Consider the following 22,658-nt stretch of genomic DNA (forward strand, 5'->3'; position numbering starts at 1 on the left):
GCACGTGACGGAGCCCATGAGGAAGGTCCTCGGGAACCGCTACGAGCTGCGCACGTTGCTCGCCGCCGGGGGCATGGGCCAGGTCTGGAGCGCTGAGGACCAGCTGCTCGGCCGGCCTGTCGCGGTCAAGGTCCTGCGCAGCGAGTTCACCGGCGACGAGGTCTTCCTCGCCCGGTTCCGTGCCGAGGCCCAGCACGCCGCCGCGCTCAGCCACCCCAACATCGCCGCCGTCTACGACTACGGCGAGGAGCCCGTCGGCGACACCTCCGACGAGCACCTGGCCTACCTGGTCATGGAGCTCGTCGAGGGCGAGTCGCTGTCGGTCCAGCTGGCCCGGGTCGGCCGGCTCGACGCCGACCGCACGGTCGACGTCCTCCGGCAGACGGCCGCCGCGCTGGCCGCCGCGCACGAGGCCGGCGTGGTGCACCGTGACGTCAAGCCGGGCAACGTGCTGGTCCGCCGGGACGGCGTCATCAAGATCACCGACTTCGGCATCGCCTGGTCGGCGGGCAGCGTCCCGCTCACCAAGACCGGCCAGGTCGTCGGCACCGCCTCCTACCTGTCGCCCGAGCAGGCCGCCGGCGCGCACGCCACCGCCGCCAGCGACGTCTACTCCCTGGGCATGGTCGGCTACGAGTGCCTCACCGGGCACCGCGCCTTCGACGGCGACAACTCGGTGACCATCGCGCTGCGCCACCTCCGCGACCAGCCGGAGCCGCTGCCCGAGGACCTCCCGGTCGCCGTCCGCACCCTCATCGAGCGGGCCATCGTCAAGGACCCCGCCCAGCGCTACCCGGACGGCGCCGCCGTGGTCGCCGCCGTCGACGAGGTCCTCGCCGGCCGGCAGCTGCCGCCGGTGCAGCGCACCGACACCCAGAGCTTCTGGCTGCTCCCCGACGCCGGCGCCTCGGCCGTGAGCGCGTCGGCCGTCGCACCCGCCCGCAGCGGCCGGATGGGCAAGGTGCTGGTGCCGCTGCTCGCGCTGCTGGTCGGCGCCGGCCTGGCCGCGGGCGTCCTGCAGACGGTCGCGCCGGGCGGGGAGACCGCGGCCACCGCCGCCTCGGTCGACCTCGGTCCCGTCGCGCCGGTCGAGCAGACCACCGGCCCGGTGCAGATCGACCCCGCCGACTACCTCGACCGGCCCCTCGCCGCCGTGCAGGCCCAGCTGGAGGGCCTCGGCCTGGTCGTCCAGACCGAGGAGATCCCGACCACGTCCGAGGACCCCGGCACGGTCGTCGACGTCGCCCCGCTGGCCGACGGCACCACCGTGGTCGTCAGCTACGCCGTCGCACCGCCGACCGTCGCCGCCCCGTCGTCGGCCGCGCCGCGTCGGTCCGCCGAGCAGGCCGTCCAGCGCCCCACCCCGACGCGTGAGGCCGCGCCCACCAGTACTGAGTCCACCCGCGCACCGGTCACCAGCGCCCCGCGGACCACCACGCCCGCGCCGGGCACGACGAGCGCACCCGCGACGACGACCAGCGCGCCCGCCGAGGAGACCACGCCGGCGGCGACCACACCGTCGGCGGAGCCGGAGCCCACCAAGACCAGCACGGCGCCCACCACCGGCGGCGGCACGGTCGCACCCACCCCCAGCCCGACGACCCCGGCGCCGACCACCGACGAGCCCGGCACCGGTAGCGGGAACGGCAACGGCCAGGGGAACGGCAACGGCAACGGCGAGGGCAAGAAGGACAAGGGCGGAGAGATCAGCGCCCAGGGCTGACCCGCCTGCGCCTGACCCGCCTGACCCCTCCGGCGCCGAGCCCGACCCGACGCCGGGTGTCAGCTCTGCTGTGCCTGCGGACGGCGGGTCGGCAGCACCGTGCGCCCGGCCGCCCGGGCGCCGAGCACCAGGCAGCCGCCTGCCGCGGCCAGGGCCACCCGGCCGGGGGCTGCGCCCACGCCGTCCAGCAGCACCCCGACGACCACCGCTCCCAGCGCGGCGGTGAGCAGCCGGTCCCGGCCACTGCGCAGGCCGGCCACCGCCAGCGCGACTGCGGCGACGACCGCCACCCGCGCGGACACGTCCGCACCGGTCAGCGCACCGGCCCAGGGCAGGCCCAGCGACGCGGCGGCCAGGCACGCCCCGGCGGCCAGCCAGCCCCGCCCCGGGGTCACTCCGTGCGCCCCGGTGCCAGCCACAGCGCGGCACCGGCGGCGCCCAGCGCGGCGGTCAGCCAGAAGCCGCGGTCGCTGACCACCAGCGGCAGCCCGATCAGCACCCAGAAGACGGCCAGCGCGGCGACGGCACCGGCCCCCACCCGCCAGGCCGTGCGGGCCGGCACGCGGCGACCGAGCAGCGGCGCCACCACCGGCACGAGCGCCACCAGGACGGCGAGCGTGGCGAAGGTCGACCAGGTGGGCACGGCCTCCCACAGCGACACCCGGTCGTCGTCGAGCACGAGGCCCACCTGCAGCAGCACCAGCGCCAGCGCGCCCAGGCCCAGGCCGGCCAGCGCGGTGCGGCCGCCGGCGGCACGGCGCACCCCGGCGAGCTGTGCGGCGGCGCGGTGCGCGGCACCGGGCTGGGCGGCACCCGAGGTGGCCCCGCCCGCCGGTGGGACGGCGTCGGGCTGGCCGGACGCGGACACCGGGGTGGTGAACGGGTGCGGCTCCGAGCCGGCGACCGGCCCGGGCACCGAGGTGGGAGCGGCCGGCGGCACGACGGGGGCGCCGGCGTGGGCGAGCTGTGGGTCGGTGGACGGCGGCGGGGCCGGCTCGTCGCGGACCGCGGGGAACTGGGCCGTGCGGAACGGCTCGGGTGCCGGCTCCGGCTCGGCGTGCCGCTGGGTCGGCGGGACCAGGATCGAGTTGGTGCGCGGGCCCGGCGCCGGTGGGGGCGACGTGGGCAGGTCGGCGGCGGACGCGGCCGTGCTGCCGGTGCCGTCGTCGGTGTGCGGCTGGGGCTCGGGGATCGGCGGGTGCGGCTGGCTCATCGGTCTCCTCGGTGGGCGCCGGGGGTGCCGGCGGCCCCGGGTCCCTCCGGTGGGGGAGCGCTGGACAGGGCGGGAGCCACCGTAACCGCGGCTGCTGGCACCGGTCGCCGTCCCGCGCCGGTCGGGCCGCCGGGCCCGGTGCCCGCGACCGTCCTAGGGTCGGTGCGTGACAGCGCGCGCAGGCATCGTGGTGACCGGCACCGAGGTGCTCACCGGCCGGGTGGCAGACCGCAACGGACCCTGGCTGGCCGAGGCGCTGCGGGCGCTCGGCGTCGACGTGACCGCGGTGGTGGTGGTCGGTGACCGGCCCGGTGACCTCACGGCGGCGCTGGGCTTCCTGGCCGGCAGCGGGGTCGACCTGGTGATCACCAGCGGGGGCCTCGGCCCCACCGCCGACGACCTCACCGCCGCGGTGGTCGGCGACGCCCAGGGCCGCCCGTCGGTGCTGGACCCCGAGCTGGAACAGCGGATCGCCGACGTCGTGGCCCGGCTCAGCGCCCGCCGCGGCTGGCACACCGACCCGGCGGCCACCGCGGCCGGCACGGCCAAGCAGGCGCTCGTGCCCGCCGGGGCGACCGTCGTCGAGCCGGTCGGCACCGCACCCGGCCTCGTCGTCCCGGTCGCCGACGGCCGCAGCGGCCCGCCGGTGCTGGTGCTGCCCGGGCCGCCGTCGGAGCTGCAGGCCATGTGGCCGGCCGCCGTCGCCACCGACCTGGTGCGCCGCGCGCTGGCCGGCGCCACCGAGCTGCGCCAGTCGACGCTGCGGCTGTGGGGCACCCCGGAGTCCGAGCTCGCGGCCACCCTGCGCCGGGTCGACGACGAGCTCGCCGGACTGGAGGTCACCACCTGCCTGCGTGAGGGCGAGCTGGAGATCGTCACCCGCTACGGCCCGGACGCCGCCCCGGCCTACGCCCGGCTCCGCGAGGTCGTCGAGGCCGACTTCGGCGCAACGCTGTTCAGCGACGGTCCGACGCTGGAAGCCCTGGTCACCGCTGCCCTGGCCGACGCCGGGTGGCGGGTCGCGGTGGGCGACTCGTGCACCGCCGGCATGGTCACCGCGCGGCTCACCGACCCGGCCGGCGCTTCCGCCTGGCTGCTGGGCGGTGTGGCCGCCTACGCCAACAGCGCCAAGGAGCAGCTGCTCGACGTGCCGGCCGAGCTGATCGCCGCGCACGGTGCCGTCAGCTCCGAGGTCGCGCGGGCGATGGCCGAGGGGGCGCGGAGCCGGTTCGGCGCCGACGTCGGCATCGGCGTCACCGGCATCGCCGGGCCCGGCGGTGGCACGCCGGAGAAGCCGGTGGGCACCGTGCACCTGGCGGTCGTCGCGCCCGACCGGGTGCTCACCCGGTCCGTCGTCCTGCGGGGTGGGCGGGACGCCGTCCGGGAGCGGACGACGACGTTGGTCCTGCACCTGCTGCGCGAGCTGCTGCTGGCCGGCCCGCCGGCGTGATCTCCGGCGGTTCCACGTGGAACCGCCGGGGCACTGGCCGGAGGTGACCACGCTGACCCTGCACGCCACCGGCCCCGTCGACCCCGCCGAGGCCTGGAGCCGCTACCTGCACCCCGCCCGCTGGTCGAGCTGGTCGCCGTACATCACCGGGGTGGACACCGACGCCGCGCAGATCACGCAGGGCGTCACCGGCCGGGTGCGCGGTCCGGTCGGCGTCTCGGTGCCGTTCCTGGTCGACGAGGTCGACACCGCCACCCGCCGCTGGCGGTGGACGGTGCAGGTGGGTCCGGCCCGGCTCACCCTGCTGCACTGGGTCACCCCCGGCCCCGACGGCGGGACGACGACCGGCCTGCGGGTCCGCGGGCCGCTGCCGCTGGTGGTCGGCTACGCGCCGGCGGCACTGCTGGCCCTGCACGGCCTGGTGCGCGCCTGACCGCGGTGCCGGCGGCGCGGCCTCGTACCGTGCGCCCTGTGAGTGCACAGTCCCAGCCCGGGCGGCAGCGATGACCCCGCGCATCCGCCGACGGGCCACCGCCCCGGCGGGCACCCCGGCCGCGCCGACCCGCCCGCCGGTCCGCACCGAGGGCCGCGACCGGCACACTGGGCGGGTGACCGAGAGCCTCGTCGAAGAGACCGGACCGGCCGACGGGTACGACCAGCCCGCCGAGGACGGCGTCCGGCCCCCGCTGGACCTGCTGGTCTGGGACGCGCCGAACATCGACATGACGCTGTCCAACGTCATCGGCGCCCGGCCGACCGCTGCCTCGCGGCCGCGCTTCGACGCGATCGCCGCCTGGTTCGTCGACGGCGCCTCCGAGCCCCACTCGGAGGTGGAGGCCGCGGTCTTCGCCAACGTGCCGCCCCAGCACGCCGCCTCGCTGCAGCGCTGGGTGGAGGCACTGCGCAGCTTCGGGTACGGCGTCTTCGCGCGGCCCAAGCTGCAGCAGGACGACGACATCGACCAGTCGATGCTCGACCACATCAGCGTCCGCGCGCACAGCCACGACCTGCGCCGCCTGGTGGTCTTCTCCGGTGACGGCCGCAACTTCGCCGAGCCGCTGGAGGACCTCGCCCGGTCGGGCACCGAGGTCGTCGTCGTCGCCTTCAGCGAGGTAGCCGGCTACGCGATCAGCTCAGAGCTGCTCCGGTTCATCGACATCGAGGACGTGCCCGGCGCGTTCGCCGTGCCGCTGGACCGTGTGCGGCTCGACGCCCTGCCCGTCGACGGTGCCTGGCTCAAGCCGACCAAGAGCCTGCGCGACGCCGCCAGCGCGTTCACGGCCCGCCGCGGCTGACGGAGGACCCCGTGCCCCCCGCCACGAGCGAGCTCGCGGCGGGGGCCTGCACGGGGGCCGGTCAGCGGCGGGCGAGCCGCCGGACGCCGGGGGTGTAGGCGAACCCGTAGTAGCTGAAGACGTCGGGCTCGGCGTCGGCGGGCAGCTCGCCGTCCGTGTCGATCGAGGGTGCGTTCTTCGCCAGGTCCTTGCTCACGGTGACCCGGATGTGGCCCGGGGCGACCGTCGCGTCGGTCAGCGGCACGAAGGTCAGCTTGTGCCGACCGATGATGCCGGTGACCACCGCGGCGAAGAACGGCTGGTCGGTGGTCGTGTCGACGTAGACCGACTCCAGCGTGCCGATCTTGCTGCCGCTGGGGTCGACGACGTTCAGGGTGCGCCAGTCACGGATGTTCTCGGCCGGGAACACAGGGTCTCCTTCGATCGCGGGCAACTGCTCCGGTGTGCCCATCCACGCCGGTGATCAACCCTCGCAGGGCGCTGACCTGGGAATCCGGTACCCCCGGGGGTGTTCCACCTGGTGAGAGCCAATGATGAGGAGGACCCCGTGAAGGGTGATCGGGTGGAGGTCGTCGTCGACGCGGGCGGCAGCGTGCGCACGTACGACATCGAGGCGACCCGGGCCGGGCGGCGGGTCGAGACCACGCACGGCCGCGGGGTCGTGGAGGTCACCGAGGTGACCCGCGGTGGCACGCCGGTGCGCACCGCGCGGTTCATGTCCGGTCGGGTGCTCGCCCTGGTCGAGCACCCCGCCCCGCGACCGGCGGCCGAGGACGACGCGCCGGTGACCCGGCTCCGCGCCACGGCCTGATGGCGGACCCCCGCCCTCCTCGTCCCTCGCAGGCGCTGGGCGGGGGGCGGACTGCTCCCGGCGGGACGCAGGAGCTGGTGGTGATGGTCGGGCTGCCGGGGTCGGGCAAGTCGACGTGGGTGGCCGGGCACCTGGCCGGCAGCCACGTCGTGGTCAGCAAGGACCACTGGCCGCGCGCCCGGCACCGGGAGGCGCGCCAGCAGCGGGTGGTGGCGGAGCTGCTCGCCGAGGGGCGCAGCGTCGTCGTCGACAACACCTCGCCGTCCGTGGCCGAGCGGGCGCCGCTGATCGCACTGGCTGCCGCGGCCGGCGTCCCGGCGCGGGCGGTCTTCCTCGACGTCCCGGTCGCGACGTGCCGCGAGCGCAACGAGGCCCGCACGGGTGCCGCCCGCGTGCCCCTGGTCGGGCTGCACAGTGCCGCCGGCCGCCTCGTCCCGCCGACGACAGCCGAGGGCCTCACCGGGGTGACGGTCGTCCGCCCCTAGAGGCGGCCAGCCGAGGAGTCCGTCGTCAGGCCGCCGGGCCGGAGGAGGACCGGGGCCGCGGCACCGCGGCGGTGGCCATCCCCGAGGGCAGCATCGCCCAGACGTGCTTGCGGCCGGGCCCGGTGGCCCAGCCGTAGTCGATGGACAGCTGGGCGACCATCGGCAGGCCCATGCCGCCGTAGGCGGGGTCGCGGTCGACCGCGGGCTTCGGCGGGGTGTCGGGGTCGCCGTCGGTCAGCACGATCAGCCAGCCGGTGGGCAGCGCGTGGATGACCGCCTCCACCGAACCGCCGCCGTGCCGCAGCGCGTTGGAGCTGAGCTCCTCGAAGGTCAGGAGCAGCCCCTCCCGGGCGTCCTCGGTGGACCGTGCGGCCAGCGAGGGGTGGGCGAGGCGGGCCCGCAGGTCCATCCGGACGCGGGAGGCGTCGTGCACCGTGGGGAGCTCCCACCGCCAGATGTCGCCCTCCTCGGAGGGGACGGGTGCGGAGGGCCAGACCAGTGCACTCACTCTTCGGTCCTCCCGCAGGTCGGTGTCTCCGGCACCCATCGTGGCGGACGCGCACGTTCCGTGCAGCACAGGGGGTGCCGAGGAGGAGGTGTGTCGCTCAGCGGGGGAGCGGACCCGGGCTCTCCGGCGCCTCGGCCGGGGTCGCCGGCGGAGGTCCGTCGGGCGTCTCGGGCATGCCCTGGACGTCGAGGCGCGCCAGCAGTCCGGTGAGCTCGAGCGGGCCGGTGACGATGCGGCTGGTGGCGACCACGCGCACGTGCTTGTCGGCGGCCTCGGGGTGCTGACTGACCCACACCAGGGCGGTGACGCCGGCCGAGCCGAAGAAGGTCACCCCGGACAGGTCGATCGTGAGGACCCGCTCCGCCCGGCGCAGCGCCTTCAGCAGGGTCGACTGCAGCAGCGGGTTGCCGGCGGCGTCGAGCTCGCCGTCGACCGAGGCGACGACCTCACCGGCGTCCGTGCCGTCGGTGAGGGTCACGTGGAACGGGGCGTCGTCGGCTGCGGGCCTGACGGTGTTGATGGGTCCTCCTCGGACCGTCACGACAGCGTCGCCGCGGTCTCGTCGTCTGCTCGTCACGTGCTCGTCCTCGCCGGTCGGGCTCTCCGAGCCGGCTCCCTGAGCTGATCCTGCGCGCCGGGCACGGGCCGGGGAAGCCCGGCCCCACCACCGTCCCCACTTGTGAGGACGTCGAACCCCCGCGGAGGCCCCGGTCCCCGGCTCAGTCCAGTGCGGACAGCCGTTGCACCAGGAACTCCACCGCCGCCTCGCTGTCGACGTCCTCGGCCACGGCCACGGCGGTGTCGGCGGTGGACGGCGCACGGCGGTCGACCAGCGTCTGGCCGCGCCCCGCGCCCGGCCCGGTGTCGACCACGACGTCCCGGCGGACGGTGCGCAGCGTGCCGGGCACGATCGCCTCGGTCAGTGCCAGGGCGTCGTGCACGGCCACCCCGTCGATGCCGTAGCTGTTCCTCGCGTGGTCCAGGTACTGCCGCAGGACGGCGGCGGCCTGGGCGCCGATCGGCCCGGCCGCGGCGAACCGCGCGATGCCGGCCTCGGTGAGCACGGTGGGCAGCGTGACGTCCAGCCCCACCAGCACGGTGGGCAGCCCGGCGGCGAACACCACGGCGGCGGCCTCGGGGTCGGCCCACACGTTGAACTCCGCGGCCGCCGTCACGTTGCCGCCACGGCCCGCCGAGCCGCCCATGACCACCAGCCGGCCGATCCGGGCGGCGGCGTCGGGGTACACGGACACGAGGAGGGCGATGTTGGTCAGCGGCCCGATCGCGGCGACGGTGACCGGCCGCTCGCTGGCCAGCAGCAGCTCGGCCAGCGCCACCACGGCCGGCCGCGGGTCGACCGACGCCGGCGAGGGCGGCAGGACGACGCCGCCCAGCCCGGCCGCGCCGTGCACGTGCCCGGCTCGGCGGGGCAGCGGCACCACCAGTGAGCTGCGGGCCCCCGCGGCCACCGGGACGTCGGAGCGCCCGGCCAGGTGCAGCACCCGCAGCGCGTTCTCCGTGGTCTGGGCCAGGTCGACGTTGCCGTGCACGGTGGTCACCAGCTGCAGGTCGACCTCCGGGCTGGCGAGCGCGAGCAGCAGCGCCAGGGCGTCGTCGATGCCGGGGTCGGTGTCGACGACCAGGGGCACGGGAGCGGGGGTGTCTGCCACCCGCACATCCCACCAGATCGCACCGACACGCCGGTGCGTCGTCCGGGCCGCCGAGGTCGTCGACCGGCGAAACCGTGCTCGACCTGGGCTTTCGTACCCGCGCTGTCGACAAGTGACCGGTCGGGGGACGGGTCGTCGACCGCTGCGCGGGGGTCGGGCAACGGTTCGGTCACGCGCCTCGTCGGGGGTGTCCCGGACGGGGTCGCGGAGGCGTCGCCGTCCGTAACTTCTTCCTCAGCCGCGGTCCCTTCCCCGACCGCGGCGACCACGAGGAGGAGGCACGCGATGGACGACGTCCGAACGGTCGACACCGACTCGCCCATCGCCGTGCGCACCCTGGTGCGCGACACCGCGGTGCGCGGCAGTGCCGCCCAGCGCGAGGCGGCGCGGCGCCGTGAGCTGGCCGCCCGGCCGGCTCCGCGCCGCACGCTCGCCCAGCGGGAGGCGGACGCCCGGACCGCCCCGGTCCGCGTCGTCCCGGACCCGAGCGGGACGGTCCGCCGCCGCGTCGACGGCAGCGCGGCGCCCGAGTGCCCCGCGGCCGACCCGCACGCGTACCTGGGCGCCACGCACCTCGCGGCCGCGTGGCTGGCCGCCGAGCTGGCCGCCGCCGCCACGGCGCGCACCGCCGCTCCGGTGCCGGCCGCCACGGTGCCGGCCGCTGCGGTGCTCGCCGCCGCGGTGCCCGTCGCCACCACCCCGACGGTGTCCGCGCCGTCGACCGTTCCGGCCGGACCTGCCGGGTTCCCTGCGACCGAGGTCCTCCCGACCCGGCGCCGGACGCTCACCGCCCGCGCCGCCCGCTGGGGCGCCGGCCCCGCAGGTGCCCACCTGGCCTGGGGCACCGCACCCCGGGTCCACCGGCTCGCCGAGGACGCCGGCCGGCCACTGCCCACCGCGGTCGCCCCTGCGCGGCCGGTGGTCCCCGCGCCGCCTGCCCGCGCCGCCGTCCCGACCCGGCCCGCGATGGTCGACCCCACCCGGACGGGCCCCCACGACGCGGCCCTGGAGGAGGCGATCGCCTTCGCCACCGACCTCGGCACCGACCTGCTGACCACCCGGGCCCGGCTGGTCGCCCGCCCGTCCCGGCTCACCGCGCCCGTGCGCGGGGTGCTCGCCGCGCTGCGCGGCCTCGGCCGCGCCGCCGCCGGCTGGGGTGCCGGCCCCGGCGGTGACCACCTGGCCTGGAACCGTCCCGTCCCGCCCCGGGTGCACCCGCTGACCGTCGTCCCCGAGCGGTCCCCGGCGGACCCGGCCGGACCGCGGGAGGAGCGCCCCTTCCCGGCCGACCTGCGCCACCGCGCGCCGGACGGCGACGACGACGTGCCGGTGCGCGAGCTGCCCAGCACCCCCACCCGTCAGGCACCGCCCCGCAGCTCCTCGTGGACGGGCGGCGTCCGGTCGCCGCTCTCTAGGGTGGCGGCATGTTCACGACTCGGCCGGAGCTCGCCGGTACCTTCGGGATGGTCGCCTCGACGCACTGGCTCGCCAGCGCCGCGGGCATGGCGACCCTCGAGGCCGGTGGCAACGCGTTCGATGCCGCGGTCGCTGCGGGACTCACCCTGCAGGTGGTCGAGCCGCACCTCAACGGGCCGGGGGGCGAGGTCCCGGTCCTCTTCGCCCGGGGCCCGCGGGCAGCCTCCGGCGCGGGGGAGCCCGTCGTCCTCTCCGGACAGGGCACCGCCCCCGCCGGCGCCACGATCGAGGCCTACAGCCAGCTGGGTCTCGACCTGGTCCCCGGCACCGGTCTCCTCGCCGCCACCGTGCCCGGCGCCATGGGCGCCTGGCTGACCCTCCTGCGCGACCACGGCACCCTGCCGCTGGACGCCGTCCTCCGCTTCGCCATCGAGTACGCCGAGCACGGCCACCCGCTCCTGCCGCGGGTCGCCGCGACCGTCGCCTCGGTCTCCGCGCACTTCCGTTCCCACTGGCCGACCTCGGCCGCCACCTGGCTCGCCCCCGACGGAGCACTCCCCACCGCCGGCCGTCTGTTCCGCAACCCGGTCCTCGCCTCGACCTACCGCCGACTGCTCGACGCAGCGCGCGGACCCTCCCGAGAGGCGCAGATCGACGCGGCACTGACGGCCTGGTACCAGGGGTTCGTCGCGCAGGCGATCGACGAGTTCTCCCGGTCCGCTGTGATGGACGACTCCGGTCGTGCCCACAGCGGCTTCCTCACCGGAGCAGACCTCGCCGGCTGGCGCCCGACGTACGAGCCGCCGGTCACCCTGGACTGGCGTGGGTGGACGCTCGCGAAGGCCGGGCCGTGGTCCCAGGGCCCGGCGCTGCTCCAGGCGCTCGCGATGCTGGACGGCGTCCCGGCGGCGGGACCGGGGGCCGGGTACGCGTCGGGCACCGCCGACGCCGACCTGGTCCACGTCAGCGCGGAGGCGGTGAAGCTGGCGATGGCCGACCGCGAGGCCTGGTACGGCGACACGGCAGAGGCACCGGTGGACGACCTGCTGTCCACCAGTTACACCGCACAGCGGCGGGCGCTGATCAGCGACCGGGCCAGCACCGAGCTGCGGCCCGGCTCGCCAGGGGGGCGCCCGCCGCGGCTGCCCCGGTTCGTCACGGAGACCTCGGGCCGCGAGCGGCCGTCGGGGCAGACGCTCGCCGGGGTCGGCGAGCCCACCGTCGACACCCGGGGCACCACCCGCGGCGACACCGTGCACGTCGACGTCGTCGACCGCTGGGGCAACATCGTCTCGGCCACCCCGTCGGGCGGCTGGCTGCAGAGCTCGCCGACCGTCCCCGCGCTGGGCTTCCCGCTGGGCACCCGGGCGCAGATGTTCTGGCTGGAGCCGGGGCTGCCCAACTCCCTGGCACCGGGCAAGCGGCCGCGCACCACGCTCACCCCGTCGCTGGCCCTGCGCGGCGGCGTCCCGACGATGGCCTTCGGCACCCCGGGCGGCGACCAGCAGGAGCAGTGGCAGCTGTGCTTCTGGCTGGCCCACACCCTGGGCGGGCTGGACCTGCAGGCCGCCATCGACGCCCCGGCCTGGCACACCACCAGCTTCCCGTCGTCGTTCTACCCGCGGGAGATGACGCCGGGCGAGCTGGTCGTGGAGTCCCGGCTGGGTGAGGACGTGATCGCCGAGCTCCGCCGCCGTGGGCACGCCGTCAGCGTCTCCGACGCCTGGTCGCTGGGTCGGATGTCGGCGGTGTCCATCGACCACGAGACCGGCGTGCTGCGGGCGGGCGCCAACCCGCGGGGCATGCAGGGGTACGCCGTCGGGCGGTGAGCAGGGCGTCCCCGGCCGGAGAGCCGGGGACGTCGGTGGCCTGGGGCATGATCTGCGGACCGCGGCAGGCAGCACGCCGCCGGTGGGCCGGGGACCGTCGGTGAGAGCGGGGGGAGGGCGTGATGTCGCTGCGGGACGCCGACCGGATCGCGGCCGGTGCGCGGATGACCGCCTCCCCGCCGGTCGGGCCGGGGCTGCAGCGGCTGCTCGACCTCGCCGCCGCGCTCCTGGGTGCCCCCACGGCCGGCGTCGCGCTCGCCGGGGAGCTGCAGACCATCACCGGGGTGTCCGGGACGTCGGCCTGGGCGGTCGGGGAACAGCACCCGCTGGGCGACACCCTCGGCGGCACCGTCGTGGACGCCCGTGCCCCCCGTGCCTACCGGGACGTGCGCACCGACCCGCGGGTCGCCGGCCTCCCCGCCGTGCAGACCGGTCGGGTGGGCGGCTACCTCGGAGTCCCCCTGGTCGAGGCCTCGGGTGAGCACGTGGTCGGGGTGCTGGCCGTGTTCGGGCCCGAGCCGCGGGACTGGACCGACGCCGACGTCGCGTCGCTGACCCGGCTCGCCGGCCCGGTCGTCTCCGAGCTCGAGCTGGCCGTCGTCACCGCCGAGCTCCGCAGCGCCCGGGTCCGCGGCGACCTGGCCATCGCGGCCGCCGGCATCGGCATCTTCGACTGGGACGTCGGCGCCGACCGGCTGGACTGGGACGACCAGATGCTGGAGCTGCTGGGCTACGACCGCAGCGACTTCCCCGGCACGAGCCGGGCCCTCTACGACCGGCTGCACCCCGACGACGTGACCCGCGTGACCTCGGTGATCGGGGCGGCGGTCGGTCAGGGCAGCGACTTCACGCTGGACTACCGCGCGGTGCTCCCCTCCGGCGAGCTGCGCTGGATGAGCAGCCGGGGGCGCGCCCTGCGGGACGACTCGGGGACGACGGTGCGCGTGCTGGGTGCCGTGCAGGACACCACCCGGCGCCGGCACGAGGACGCCCGGGTCGCCCGCGTGCTGGAGACGATGCCCACGGCCTTCTACTCGCTGGACCCCGAGTGGCGCTTCAGCCACGTCAACGCGCAGGCCGAGCGCCTCGTCGGCCGCACCCGGGACGAGCTGCTGGGCGGTGTGGTGTGGGACCTGTTCCCCGCCGCCCGGGGCAGTGAGATCGAGTCGGAGTACCGCGCCGCGGTCGCGTCCGGCCGGGAACGCGTGTTCGAGGCCCACTACCCGGCTCCGCTGGACACCTGGTTCGAGGTCCGGGCCTGGCCGGGGACCGACGGGCTGTCGGTCTACTTCCTCGACGTCACCGAGCGGCGCCAGGTCCAGGAGGGGCTCCGCCGGGAGGCCGAGCGGCTCGCCCTCGTCGGCCGCGTCTCCGACACGGTCTCGACGGCCCTCGCCGAACGCCGCGGGGCCGCGGGCGCGCTGGAGGAGCTCGCCCGCGCCGTCGTCCCGGTGCTGGGTGACTGGGTGATCGCCAGCCTGGTGGAGGACAGCGGCCGGCTCTCCGACGTCGCCAGCTGGCACCGTGACCCGGAGCTGCGGGAGACCGCGGCCCGCTACGCCCGGCTGCGGCTCGGGGCGCTGACCAACACCGCGCCCATCGTGTCCGCACTGGCCACCGGCGAGGTCGTCTCGGTGCCCGACGTGGCCGCCGCCGTCGGCCACCGGCTGCCCGCGGGCGAGGTGTGGGACGCCTACTGGGTGCTGGACCCGGGCACCGCCGAGACGCTCGCCCTCGTCGCCCGCGGGCAGGTGCTCGGGGCGATGAGCCTGTACCGCGACCGCGGACGCCCCCCGATGGACACCGCCGAGCGGGCACTGTTCCGCGAGGTGGCGGACCGGGTGGCCGTCGCCCTGGACAGCGCGGCGCTGCACGAGCAGCAGCGCCGGATGGCCGAGGACCTGCAGCGCAGCCTGCTCACCGCCCCGCCGGAGCCCGACCACCGGGAGATCGCGGTGCGCTACGTCCCGGCCGTGCAGGCCGCCCAAGTGGGGGGCGACTGGTACGACGCCTTCCGCCAGTCCGGCGGTGCCACCGTGCTCGCGATCGGGGACGTCGTGGGCCACGACACGGCCGCGGCGGCCGCGATGGGCCAGCTGCGCAGCCTGCTGCGGGGCATCGCCTACAGCAGCGGGGGTGGCCCGGCCGCCGTCCTGTCCGACCTCGACCGCGCGATGGAGGGCCTCCAGGTGCACACGCTGGCCACCGCCGCCGTCGCCCGCCTGGAGCAGACGGCCGAGGAGCACGCGCAGGGGCTGACCCGGCTGCGCTGGTCGAGCGCCGGGCACCCGCCGCTGCTCGTGCGCCACCCCGACGGCCGGGTCGAGGTGCTGGCGACCGAGCGGGCCGACCTGCTGCTCGGCGTGGCGCCCGAGCGGTCGCGCCGGGAGCAGGTCGTCGTGCTGGAGCGCGGCGCCACCGTGCTGATGTACACCGACGGGCTGGTGGAGGCCCCCGACCTGCTCCTGGACGACGGGGTGGCCCGGCTGCGCGAGCTGCTCGGCGAGCTCGGGGGCCTGCCGCTGGAGGAGCTGTGCGACGAGCTGCTCGGCCGCATGCGCCCCGGCGGGTCGGAGGACGACGTCGCCCTGGTCGCGGTGCGGCCGCACCCGGAGGACCGCCCGCGCCCGCCGGGCACCGGACCCGGGACCACACCGCCGAGGCCGTGAGGCGGGCCGCCGGGCCGGGCGGCACCGCCGGAGCCGGGGCCGGCCCCCCTCACCGGGGGCCAGGCCGGCAGCCCCGCCCTGGGGCCAGGGCCGGCGGCCCCCGCTGGAGCTACGGTCGGGCGCCCTCGCCGGCGGAACGCAGGCCGCGGTCGACGAGGTCGATGAGCCAGCCGAAGCTCTCGTCGGTGTCGGTGGCCCACTGGAAGCCGCGCGCGGCCTCGATGGTGGCGAAGCCGTGGAAGACGCTGCGCAGCGCCCGCAGGGCGTGGGTGGTGTCCTCGGGCGCGATGTCGTAGCCGCGCAGCACCGCGACGAAGGGCTCCATCCCCCGCCGGGCGGCGCGTGCGATGGGGTCGTCGGGGCCGGTGGGCTGCAGCCCGGTGGTGGCCGCGAAGCGACCGGGGTGGGCGAGCACGAAGTCGCGCAGCGCCTGGGCGGCCGCGGCGAGCGCGTCCCGGCCGGCGCGGCCCTGGATGGCGGCCCCCATGGCGTCGGCGACCTCCTCCAGGGCGAGGGCGGCGATGCGCCGGTTCAGGTCGTCCTGGCTGGCGACGTGCTTGTACAGCGAGGGCGTGCGCACCCCGACCCGTTCGGCCAGCCGGCCCATGGTCAGCTCGTCGAAGCCGATCTCGTCGGCGAGGGCCGCCCCGGCCGCGACGACCGAGGTGGGGTCCAGCCCGGCCCTAGGCACGCGCACCGTCCTGGGAGGGGGCGTTCGTGGCCAGGAAGGGCAGCACGGCGGCGAGGGTCTCCTGCGGGAACTGCGCGTGGGGGTAGTGCCCGGCTCCCTCGATCACCACGAGCCGGCCCAGGCCGGCGGGGAGGTCGGCGAGGACCTTCTCGCCCTCGGCCCGCGGGTCGGCCCAGTCGGGGTCCTCGCTGCCCTGGACGACGAGCACCGGGCACCGGACGGCGGCCAGCTGCGCGCCGGCGTCGGCGGGGGAGCTCTTGCCCATGGCCTGCAGAGCCCTCATCCGGCCGGGCTCGGCGAGCATCGCGGTGATCTCGGCCTGGCGGGCGTCGAAGTCGGCGGGCTTGGTGCCGGGGTGGGCGATGTCGAGGTACCTGGCCCACTGCCGGCTGCTGCCCAGGAGGGTCGCACCCATCAGGGCGGTGGTGCCGCGGCGAAAGCGGGCCACCCGCAGGTCGCCCAGCGACACCGACTGCTTGCGGGTGAACGGCGCCAGCTCCACCACCGCGGTGACCAGCTCGGGGGCCTGTGCGGCGGCGATCGTGACCGCGCCGCCGGCGATGGAGTGGCCCACGAGCACGGCCGGCCCACCCAGGTGGCGGACCAGGGCGAGCAGGTCGCCGGCCAGGTCGGTGCGGCTGTGGCCGGTCCAGCCGACGCTGGACTCCCCGTGGCCGCGCAGGTCGACCGCGGCGACCCGGTAGCCGGCCGCGGCCAGGCCCGGGGCGAGGAAGCGGTAGGCCCGCCGGCTGTCGCCGAGCCCGTGGGCCAGCACCACCAGCGGGCCGGCGCTGCCGGTCAGCTCGTAGGCGAGCGTCCCACCGTCGAGTTCGAGGGTCTCGGTCATGTCGTCCTCCGCAGCAGCTGTCGACACGTTGGCTTGTGTCGTTAGCCATAGACTAACGGCGTTAGCCACAATGTCAACAGTCGTCCGGAGAGGAGAGGGAGCGCGCCGACCGGGACGGCCGACAGCGCCCCGGGCGCGAGGCGCACGGGGTGACGTGGAGCCACAACCGGCGCACCGGAGCGCGGCAGGAGGGTCGAGCTCAGCGACGCGGGAGCAGGGCCCAGACGTTCTTGTGGCCGTCGGCGCTGTGCCAGCCGTGCGCGTGCGACATCTCCGCGATGAGGTAGAGCCCGAGGCCACCCTGGCTCGGGTCGCGCCCGACGGCGGGCTGCGGCGGCTGCTGGGCGGCGGAGTCGCGCACCTCGACGAGCCAGGCGTCGGGCGTGCGGCGGACCCGGGCCTGCACGCCGCCGCCGCCGTGGCGCAGGGCGTTGGAGGCCATCTCGTCGAACGCGAGCACGACGGCCTCGTCGAGGTCGGCCGCCTCCGGGTCACCGGCGGACTGGGCGGCGAGGCCGCGGCGCAGCTCGGAGCGCACCCGGGGCAGCTCGGCGACGTGGGACAGCTCCCACGACCAACCGTCCTCGGCCGGTGGCGGAGGGGACGACGGCCATGCGAGGCCGGCCGACTCGCCCGTCACTCGGTCTCCTCGTGCTCTGGCCGTCGTGGTCTCGACGGCGAACCCCTGTCTTGTCTCGGCAGCGCCCGCTCAAACCACGACACGCATGTGATCCGCGCCTCATGGTGAGCGGTACCCGGGCGACGGCGGGGGCGGGGCCGGCCGAGGTGCTCCCGGGCACCGTAGAGCACGCCGGCGTCCAGGGGGGTCATCCTGCCGCCGCCAGGTGGCGGGCGACGAGTGACGGGTCCCGCATGACCGGCCCCATGACCGCCACCCCGTGGGCGCCGGCGGCCAGGCACCCGGCGACGTCCTCCGGTCGCACGCCGCCGAGGGCGAACACCGGTGGCCCGAGCGGGACGAGCGCGGCCAGCCCGGCGAGCCCCAGGGCCGGGCCGTAGCCGGGCTTGGACGACGTCGCCGCGAGCGGGGAGAGGAACGCCCAGTCGCAGCCCTCCGCCCGCGCCGCGGTCAGCTCCGCCGCCGAGTGGCAGGACCGGCCCAGCAGCGCGGGCCGGGGCTCCGGCAGCGGGTCGGCGGCGGCCAGGTGCACGGCGTGGCGGTCCGTGCTGCCGGCCGCCCCGGCCCACATGAGGACGCCGTCCACCGGGGCCAGCAGGGCGGCGATCCGGTCGGCCAGGGCGGCGCGTTCGGGCAGCGGCAGGTCCTTGTCCCGCAGCACGACCGCCCGGGCTCCGGCGTCCACGGCCGCGGCCACCGTGTCGACCAGGCTCCCGGTGCACTGGGTGCGGTCGGTGAGCACCAGCAGCCGCGGCAGCCTCACAGCTCCGGGCGGCCCGCCGTGGCCGTGGACTCCTGGGCGTGGAAGCGCCGGGGGATCCGGCCCGCGCCGCGGGCGAGCCGGCCGCCCTCGACGGCCTGCCGCATGGCCAGCGCCATCCGCTCGGGGTCCCGGGCCCGGGTGACGGCCGAGGCCAGCAGCACCGCGTCGCAGCCCAGCTCCATGGCCAGCGCTGCGTCCGAGGCGGTGCCGATGCCGGCGTCGAGCACCACGGGCACCGACACCGCGTCGCGCAGCAGCGAGATCGAGTGCGGGTTGCGGATGCCCAGCCCGCTGCCGATCGGCGAGCCCAGCGGCATGACCGCGGCACACCCGGCGTCCTCCAGCCGACGGCCCAGGACCGGGTCGTCGGTGGTGTAGGCGAAGACCTTGAAGCCCTTGAGCACCAACTGCTCGGCGGCGTCCAGCAGCTCGACGGCGTCGGGCAGCAGGGTCTGCTCGTCGCCGATGACCTCCAGCTTCACCCAGTCGGTGTCGAAGGCCTCCCGGGCGAGCTCGGCGGTGCGCACCGCCTCGCGGGCCGTGCGGCAGCCGGCGGTGTTGGGCAGCAGCCGCACCCCCACCCGGTCGAGCACCTGCATCATCGAGTTGCCGGCGACGGCCTCGACCCGGCGGAGCGCGACGGTGACCAGCTGGGTGCCCGAGGCGCGGACCACCCGCTCCAGGGAGTCCATGCTCGGCAGCCCGCCGGTGCCCAGCACCAGCCGGGAGGTGAAGGTCTCCCCGGCGATCGTGAACGGGTCGCCGGCCTCCTCGCGGGCCAGCGCCGGGGCGAGCGTGTCGGTCAGCTGGCCCCCTTGCAGGGGCCCGCCTCGAGCCTGCGAGTGGTGGGGGGCAAGGGGGTCCTTCTTCATGGGTCAGCCTCCGGCGGTGGGTGCGAGGACCTCGACGGCGTCGCCCGAGGACAGCCGGGTGGCGGCCCAGGTGCTGCGCGGGACGACGTCGCCGTTGCGGGCCACGGCGACGCGGTCGTGACCGCCGCTGCGCAGCGCGACGAGGTCGGCCACGGTGGCGTCCTCGGGCAGGTCGACGGGCGACCCGTTGACGGTGAGGTTCACGTCGTCCTCTCGAAGCGGTCGATGGTGAAGGGGGCGGCCAGCTCCGGCACCGCGCCGGTGGCCAGGTGCTCGGCGACGAGGTCGCCGGTGACCGGGGTGAGCAGCACGCCGTTGCGGTGGTGCCCGGTGGCGAGCACCAGGCCGGGCAGGCCGGAGGGGCCCAGCAGCGGGGCGTTGTCGGCCGTGCCGGGCCGCCAGCGGGCCAGCGTCTCCACCAGCTCCAGCTCGGTGACCCCGGGCACGACCTCGATCGCGTCGTGCAGCAGGTCGTGCACCCCGCCGGCGGTGACGGTGGCGTCGAAGCCGCGGTCCTCGGTGGTGGCGCCGATGATCAGCCCGTCGCCGGCGTAGGGCACGAGGTAGACGTGCCGGCCGCGGACCAGTGCCCGCACGGTGCCCTCCAACAGCCCCTCGGCGCCGGCCAGCCGGAGGATCTGCCCCTTGACCGGCCGCACGGGCAGCGGCGGGACGCCGGGCAGCCCACCGCTGTGGGCGCCCAGGGCCAGCACGACCGCGCCGGCGGTCAGCTCGCGGCCGCCGTCCAGGACCACCCCGGTGGCGCGGCCGTCGGTGACCCGCAGCTCGCGCACCCGGGCGCGCAGCACCTCCACGCCGGTGGCCTCCGCCGCGGCCAGCAGGCCCGCGTGCAGGGCCCGGCCGTCGACCGAGTGGTCACCGTCGACGGCCAGCCCGCCGCGCACCCGCGGGGTGAGCGAGGGCTCGCGGCGACGGGTCTCGCGCGGGGTGAGCCGCTCGGCAGCCAGGCCGAGCTCGCGCTGGTAGCCGTGCAGCGCGTCCAGCTCGCGCATGTCGTCCTCGTCGAAGCCGACGACGAGGGTGCCCACGGTGCGCAGCCCCACCGGCCGCCCGCCGGCGGCCTCCACCTCGGCGGCGAAGGCGGGGTAGCGCTGCAGCGAGCTCAGGCACAGCCGCAGCAGGTCGGTCTCGCCGTAGGCGGCCTCGGTGACCGGGGCGAGCATCCCCGCGGCGGCCTGGGAGGCGCCGGCGCCGGGGTGCTCGTCGACGACGGTGACCGTCAGGCCGCGCTGCGCCGCGCGCCAGGCGACCGACAGCCCGATCAGGCCACCGCCGGCGACCACGACGTCGGTGGAGACGGCCACGGATCGCTCCCATCACCGGCATTACCCGGCTGGTCCAGGCGGTCGATGGCCCGTCAGCCACCCTCTCAGCCCGGTCCCGCCGAGCTCCCGCACACGGCGTCCAGCCGTGCCCGGCCACCATAGACCGGGTCCGTAGAGTGCCCGCCGTGCCGGTGGCAGAGCTCCGATGACCGGCGTCCCCGAGCCGGACGACGTGCCGCTGCTGGCCGCCGACGGGTTGTCGGTCGGCTACGGCGGGGAGCCGGTCTGCGCGCCGGTGTCGCTGGCCATGCTGGCGGGCACCGCCGTGGGCCTCGTCGGCCCGAACGGCGCAGGCAAGTCCACCGTGCTGCAGACGATGGTCGGCCTGCTGCCGGCGCTCGGCGGGACCGTCGAGTTCGCCGGGCAGCCGGTCGACGAGCGCTCTGCGGACTTCCGCCGCGCGGTCGCCGGGGTGCTGGACGACGACGCCTTCTTCCCCTCCCTCACCGGCGCGGAGCACCTGCTGCTCACCGCCCGGGCGCACGGCGTCGCCGACGCCGAGCAGGTGGTGGCCGACGAGCTGGCCACCTTCGGGCTCACCGAGCGGGCCGGGGCGCTGCCCTCGGCGCTGTCCTCGGGGCAGCGGCGGCGGCTGGCGCTGGCCGGTGCGCTGGTGCGCCCGGCCCGGCTGCTGGTGCTCGACGAGCCGGAGCGGCGGCTGGACACCGTGATGCGCCGCGCGCTGGCCGACCGGCTCGCCGGGCTGGTGGCCGCGGGCGCCACGGTGCTGTTCGCCTCGCACGACCCGGCCTTCCTGGACACCCTCGCCGACGCGGTGCTGGTGGTCGGGGAGGACGAGTGCCGGCTGGTCGAGCCCGCGGACGCCGTCGCCGAGCTGCGCGAGGGCTGATGACGGTCCTGGCAGCCACGGCGGAGGAGTGGGACGGCGCCGCCGTCCGCCGGTTCACCCGCAGGGCCACCGCCGCCCGCGCCGACACCCGCTGGTGGACCCGGCTCGGGGACCTGACGTCGGGGCTCACCTCGGCCGCCATCGCGGTGGCGGTGTGCGGAGGGCTGGTCTCCGGCCTGCGCGAGCAGATCGCCGCCCGGCCACCGGTCTCCTCGGCGGTGCTGCCCGGCGGGCTGACCGCGACCGCGGTCGCCGTGGCGGTCGCGGCCGGGCTCGTCGCCCTGTTCGCCCGGCTCGGGCCGGTCAGCGCGACCCCGGGGGTGGCCGCCTGGTGGCTGCCGCTGCCGGCCGGACGCCGGGGGCTGCTGCGGGGGGAGCTGCGCCGGGGGGTCGGGTTGGCCGCCGCCGCTGCGGTGGTGGTGGCGCTGCCGGTGGTGCTCACCTGGACCCGGACGCCCGGCGGGGTGGTCACGGGTCTGCTGGCCGGGGGGCTGCTCGCGGCGGTCGCGGTCGGCGCGCTCGTCGTCCGGCAGGCCGGCAGCGGCACCCGCTGGGTGCCCACCGCCGCCGGCGGTGTGGTGGCGGCGGCGCTGGTCGGCCCGCCGTTGCTGGGCTGTGCCGCCGCGGCGGCCGGGGCCCGGGTGACCTGGCCGTCCGCGCCGTCCCTCCCGGTGGCCGCGGCCGGGGCCCTGCTGGTGGTGCTGCTGGCGGCGGCCGCCGCGGTCGTGGCGCTCGCCGACCGCCGGCTGGAGCAGCTGTCGGCCGGTGCGCTGCGGGCGTCGGGGGAGACCGTGCAGTACGCCACCGCCTCGGTCTTCTCCCTCGACACCCGGGAGATCGGCCGCGCCCTGCGCAGCCCGGCCCGGCGTCCCCGCCGCGCGCTGCACTGGCGGTGGGTGCGCGGCGCGGAGCACGCCGTCGTCGCCGGCGACCTCGCGGTGCTCGCCCGCTCCCCGTGGCGGTGGGGCCAGCTGACGGTCGGGGCGGCGCTGCCGGTGCTCGCCGCCCGCACGCAGGGGCTCGGGGAGCTGCCCGCGCTGGTCGCCGTGGCCGTCGTCCTGGGCTGGTGGACCGCGGCGACGGCGGTGGGGGAGCCGAGCCGGCGGGCGTCCTCGGCGCCCGGCGCGGACCGGTCGCTGCCGCTGGCCGCCGCGGTCGTCGTCCGGTGCCGGGCGGTCGTGCCGGTCGCCGTCCTCGTCGTCGTCCTCGGGGTCTCGGCGCTGCTGGTCGGCCAGGGCACCGGCGCCCCGCTGGCCTGGCTGGCGCTGGGGGCCGCGGCCGCCCCGGCGTGGGCGGGGGCGGCGGTGCGCGCCGGCTACCGGCCCGACCTCGACTGGTCGGGCCCGGTGGTCTCCTCACCGATCGGCGCGGTGCCGACCGGGGTCGGCGCCACGCTGGTGCGCGGCCCGGATGTCGGGGTGCTGGGCACCGTCCCGGTCGGGCTGGCCCTGCTGCTCGGCGCGGTGCCGGGCTGGCTGGTCGGCGCCTCGCTCGCCTGGTCGCTCGTGCTGGCCGCGGTCGCCGTCACGACCGCCCGCCGGGACTGACGCCCGGCAGCCTGCGACGTCCCCTCCGTGCGG

At 77.2% G+C, this 22,658-nt stretch carries 23 protein-coding genes; 10 read left to right on the plus strand and 13 right to left on the minus strand.

From position 1 onward, the window contains the following. Positions 1-16: 16 nt before the first annotated feature. Positions 17-1,723, plus strand: coding sequence for a serine/threonine protein kinase (locus KUM42_RS10775; RefSeq protein WP_237492130.1), 1,707 nt, complete (start codon positions 17-19; stop codon positions 1,721-1,723). 59 nt (positions 1,724-1,782) lie between these two features. Here the strand turns inward: KUM42_RS10775 and KUM42_RS10780 are convergent, their stop codons facing one another. Both KUM42_RS10780 and KUM42_RS10785 read right to left on the minus strand, forming a co-directional pair. Then, positions 1,783-2,142 (minus strand): hypothetical protein, encoded by a 360-nt coding sequence (locus KUM42_RS10780; RefSeq protein ID WP_237492133.1) that lies wholly within the window; start codon positions 2,140-2,142, stop codon positions 1,783-1,785. Continuing rightward, positions 2,115-2,936, minus strand: a complete 822-nt coding sequence (locus KUM42_RS10785) for a hypothetical protein (protein ID WP_237492135.1) — start codon at positions 2,934-2,936, stop codon at positions 2,115-2,117. Before KUM42_RS10785 ends, KUM42_RS10780 begins: the two co-directional genes overlap by 28 nt. 166 nt (positions 2,937-3,102) lie before the next feature. Between KUM42_RS10785 and KUM42_RS10790 the strand changes: the two genes are divergently transcribed. The 3 genes from KUM42_RS10790 to KUM42_RS10800 all read left to right on the plus strand — a co-directional run bounded on the left by KUM42_RS10790 (position 3,103) and on the right by KUM42_RS10800 (position 5,681). After that, a complete protein-coding gene (locus KUM42_RS10790; protein ID WP_237492137.1) occupies positions 3,103-4,386 on the plus strand; it encodes a competence/damage-inducible protein A in 1,284 nt (427 codons plus the stop codon). Positions 4,387-4,429: 43 nt separating this feature from the next. Next, on the plus strand, positions 4,430-4,819 hold the full coding sequence (locus KUM42_RS10795) for an SRPBCC family protein (RefSeq protein ID WP_237492138.1): 390 nt from the start codon (positions 4,430-4,432) through the stop codon (positions 4,817-4,819). 175 nt (positions 4,820-4,994) lie between these two features. Further along, entirely contained in the window at positions 4,995-5,681 is a 687-nt protein-coding gene (locus KUM42_RS10800; RefSeq protein WP_237492140.1) for an NYN domain-containing protein, read from the plus strand. Positions 5,682-5,742: 61 nt separating this feature from the next. On the opposite strand, the gene KUM42_RS10805 is transcribed toward KUM42_RS10800, so the two are convergent. After that, a complete protein-coding gene (locus KUM42_RS10805; protein WP_237492142.1) occupies positions 5,743-6,090 on the minus strand; it encodes a PRC-barrel domain-containing protein in 348 nt (115 codons plus the stop codon). A gap of 138 nt (positions 6,091-6,228) precedes the next feature. On the opposite strand from KUM42_RS10805, the gene KUM42_RS10810 reads away from it, so the two are divergent. Both KUM42_RS10810 and KUM42_RS10815 read left to right on the plus strand, forming a co-directional pair. Next, positions 6,229-6,492 carry a hypothetical protein gene (locus KUM42_RS10810; protein ID WP_237492144.1) on the plus strand — a complete coding sequence of 88 codons (264 nt, stop codon included), beginning with the start codon at positions 6,229-6,231 and terminating at the stop codon, positions 6,490-6,492. Between the two features lie 83 nt (positions 6,493-6,575). Next, complete coding sequence (locus tag KUM42_RS10815) at positions 6,576-6,977, plus strand: ATP-binding protein (protein WP_237492145.1); 402 nt, start codon at positions 6,576-6,578, stop codon at positions 6,975-6,977. 25 nt (positions 6,978-7,002) lie between these two features. On the opposite strand, the gene KUM42_RS10820 is transcribed toward KUM42_RS10815, so the two are convergent. From KUM42_RS10820 to KUM42_RS10830, 3 genes are all read right to left on the minus strand, one after another. Beyond that, positions 7,003-7,485 carry an ATP-binding protein gene (locus KUM42_RS10820; RefSeq protein ID WP_237492147.1) on the minus strand — a complete coding sequence of 161 codons (483 nt, stop codon included), beginning with the start codon at positions 7,483-7,485 and terminating at the stop codon, positions 7,003-7,005. 97 nt (positions 7,486-7,582) lie between these two features. Beyond that, a complete protein-coding gene (locus KUM42_RS10825; protein WP_237492149.1) occupies positions 7,583-7,963 on the minus strand; it encodes an STAS domain-containing protein in 381 nt (126 codons plus the stop codon). Between the two features lie 241 nt (positions 7,964-8,204). Then, the gene (locus KUM42_RS10830) at positions 8,205-9,155 is read right to left on the minus strand and encodes a nucleoside hydrolase (RefSeq protein ID WP_237492151.1); all 951 of its coding nucleotides are present in this window, start codon (positions 9,153-9,155) and stop codon (positions 8,205-8,207) included. Between the two features lie 1,424 nt (positions 9,156-10,579). On the opposite strand from KUM42_RS10830, the gene KUM42_RS10835 reads away from it, so the two are divergent. Together KUM42_RS10835 and KUM42_RS10840 are read left to right on the plus strand one after the other, a co-directional pair. After that, complete coding sequence (locus KUM42_RS10835; protein WP_237492154.1) at positions 10,580-12,400, plus strand: gamma-glutamyltransferase family protein; 1,821 nt, start codon at positions 10,580-10,582, stop codon at positions 12,398-12,400. 122 nt (positions 12,401-12,522) lie between these two features. After that, complete coding sequence (locus tag KUM42_RS10840) at positions 12,523-15,069, plus strand: SpoIIE family protein phosphatase (protein ID WP_237492156.1); 2,547 nt, start codon at positions 12,523-12,525, stop codon at positions 15,067-15,069. 109 nt (positions 15,070-15,178) lie between these two features. Here KUM42_RS10840 and KUM42_RS10845 read toward each other — a convergent pair whose 3' ends face one another. The 7 genes from KUM42_RS10845 to thiO all read right to left on the minus strand — a co-directional run bounded on the left by KUM42_RS10845 (position 15,179) and on the right by thiO (position 20,207). Next, a complete protein-coding gene (locus KUM42_RS10845; RefSeq protein WP_237492159.1) occupies positions 15,179-15,760 on the minus strand; it encodes a TetR/AcrR family transcriptional regulator in 582 nt (193 codons plus the stop codon). Continuing rightward, on the minus strand, positions 15,753-16,607 hold the full coding sequence (locus tag KUM42_RS10850; protein WP_237492161.1) for an alpha/beta fold hydrolase: 855 nt from the start codon (positions 16,605-16,607) through the stop codon (positions 15,753-15,755). The genes KUM42_RS10845 and KUM42_RS10850 overlap by 8 nt, the downstream gene beginning before the upstream one ends. Before the next feature lie 199 nt (positions 16,608-16,806). Then, positions 16,807-17,247, minus strand: coding sequence for an ATP-binding protein (locus KUM42_RS10855; protein ID WP_237492163.1), 441 nt, complete (start codon positions 17,245-17,247; stop codon positions 16,807-16,809). A 187-nt stretch (positions 17,248-17,434) separates the two neighbouring features. Then, complete coding sequence (locus KUM42_RS10860; protein ID WP_237492164.1) at positions 17,435-18,010, minus strand: thiamine phosphate synthase; 576 nt, start codon at positions 18,008-18,010, stop codon at positions 17,435-17,437. Further along, the gene (locus KUM42_RS10865; RefSeq protein ID WP_237492167.1) at positions 18,007-18,882 is read right to left on the minus strand and encodes a thiazole synthase; all 876 of its coding nucleotides are present in this window, start codon (positions 18,880-18,882) and stop codon (positions 18,007-18,009) included. Before KUM42_RS10865 ends, KUM42_RS10860 begins: the two co-directional genes overlap by 4 nt. A 3-nt stretch (positions 18,883-18,885) precedes the next feature. Further along, complete coding sequence (gene thiS, locus KUM42_RS10870; protein ID WP_237492169.1) at positions 18,886-19,086, minus strand: sulfur carrier protein ThiS; 201 nt, start codon at positions 19,084-19,086, stop codon at positions 18,886-18,888. Continuing rightward, positions 19,083-20,207 carry a glycine oxidase ThiO gene (thiO, locus tag KUM42_RS10875; protein ID WP_237492171.1) on the minus strand — a complete coding sequence of 375 codons (1,125 nt, stop codon included), beginning with the start codon at positions 20,205-20,207 and terminating at the stop codon, positions 19,083-19,085. The genes thiS and thiO overlap by 4 nt, the downstream gene beginning before the upstream one ends. A gap of 166 nt (positions 20,208-20,373) precedes the next feature. Between thiO and KUM42_RS10880 the strand changes: the two genes are divergently transcribed. Both KUM42_RS10880 and KUM42_RS10885 read left to right on the plus strand, forming a co-directional pair. After that, the gene (locus KUM42_RS10880) at positions 20,374-21,078 is read left to right on the plus strand and encodes an ABC transporter ATP-binding protein (RefSeq protein WP_237492173.1); all 705 of its coding nucleotides are present in this window, start codon (positions 20,374-20,376) and stop codon (positions 21,076-21,078) included. Further along, positions 21,078-22,625 (plus strand): DUF6297 family protein, encoded by a 1,548-nt coding sequence (locus KUM42_RS10885; RefSeq protein ID WP_237492175.1) that lies wholly within the window; start codon positions 21,078-21,080, stop codon positions 22,623-22,625. Before KUM42_RS10880 ends, KUM42_RS10885 begins: the two co-directional genes overlap by 1 nt. Positions 22,626-22,658 lie beyond the last annotated feature (33 nt).

It is taken from the genome of Modestobacter sp. L9-4, assembly GCF_019112525.1.
Classification (GTDB): Bacteria; Actinomycetota; Actinomycetes; order Mycobacteriales; family Geodermatophilaceae; genus Modestobacter.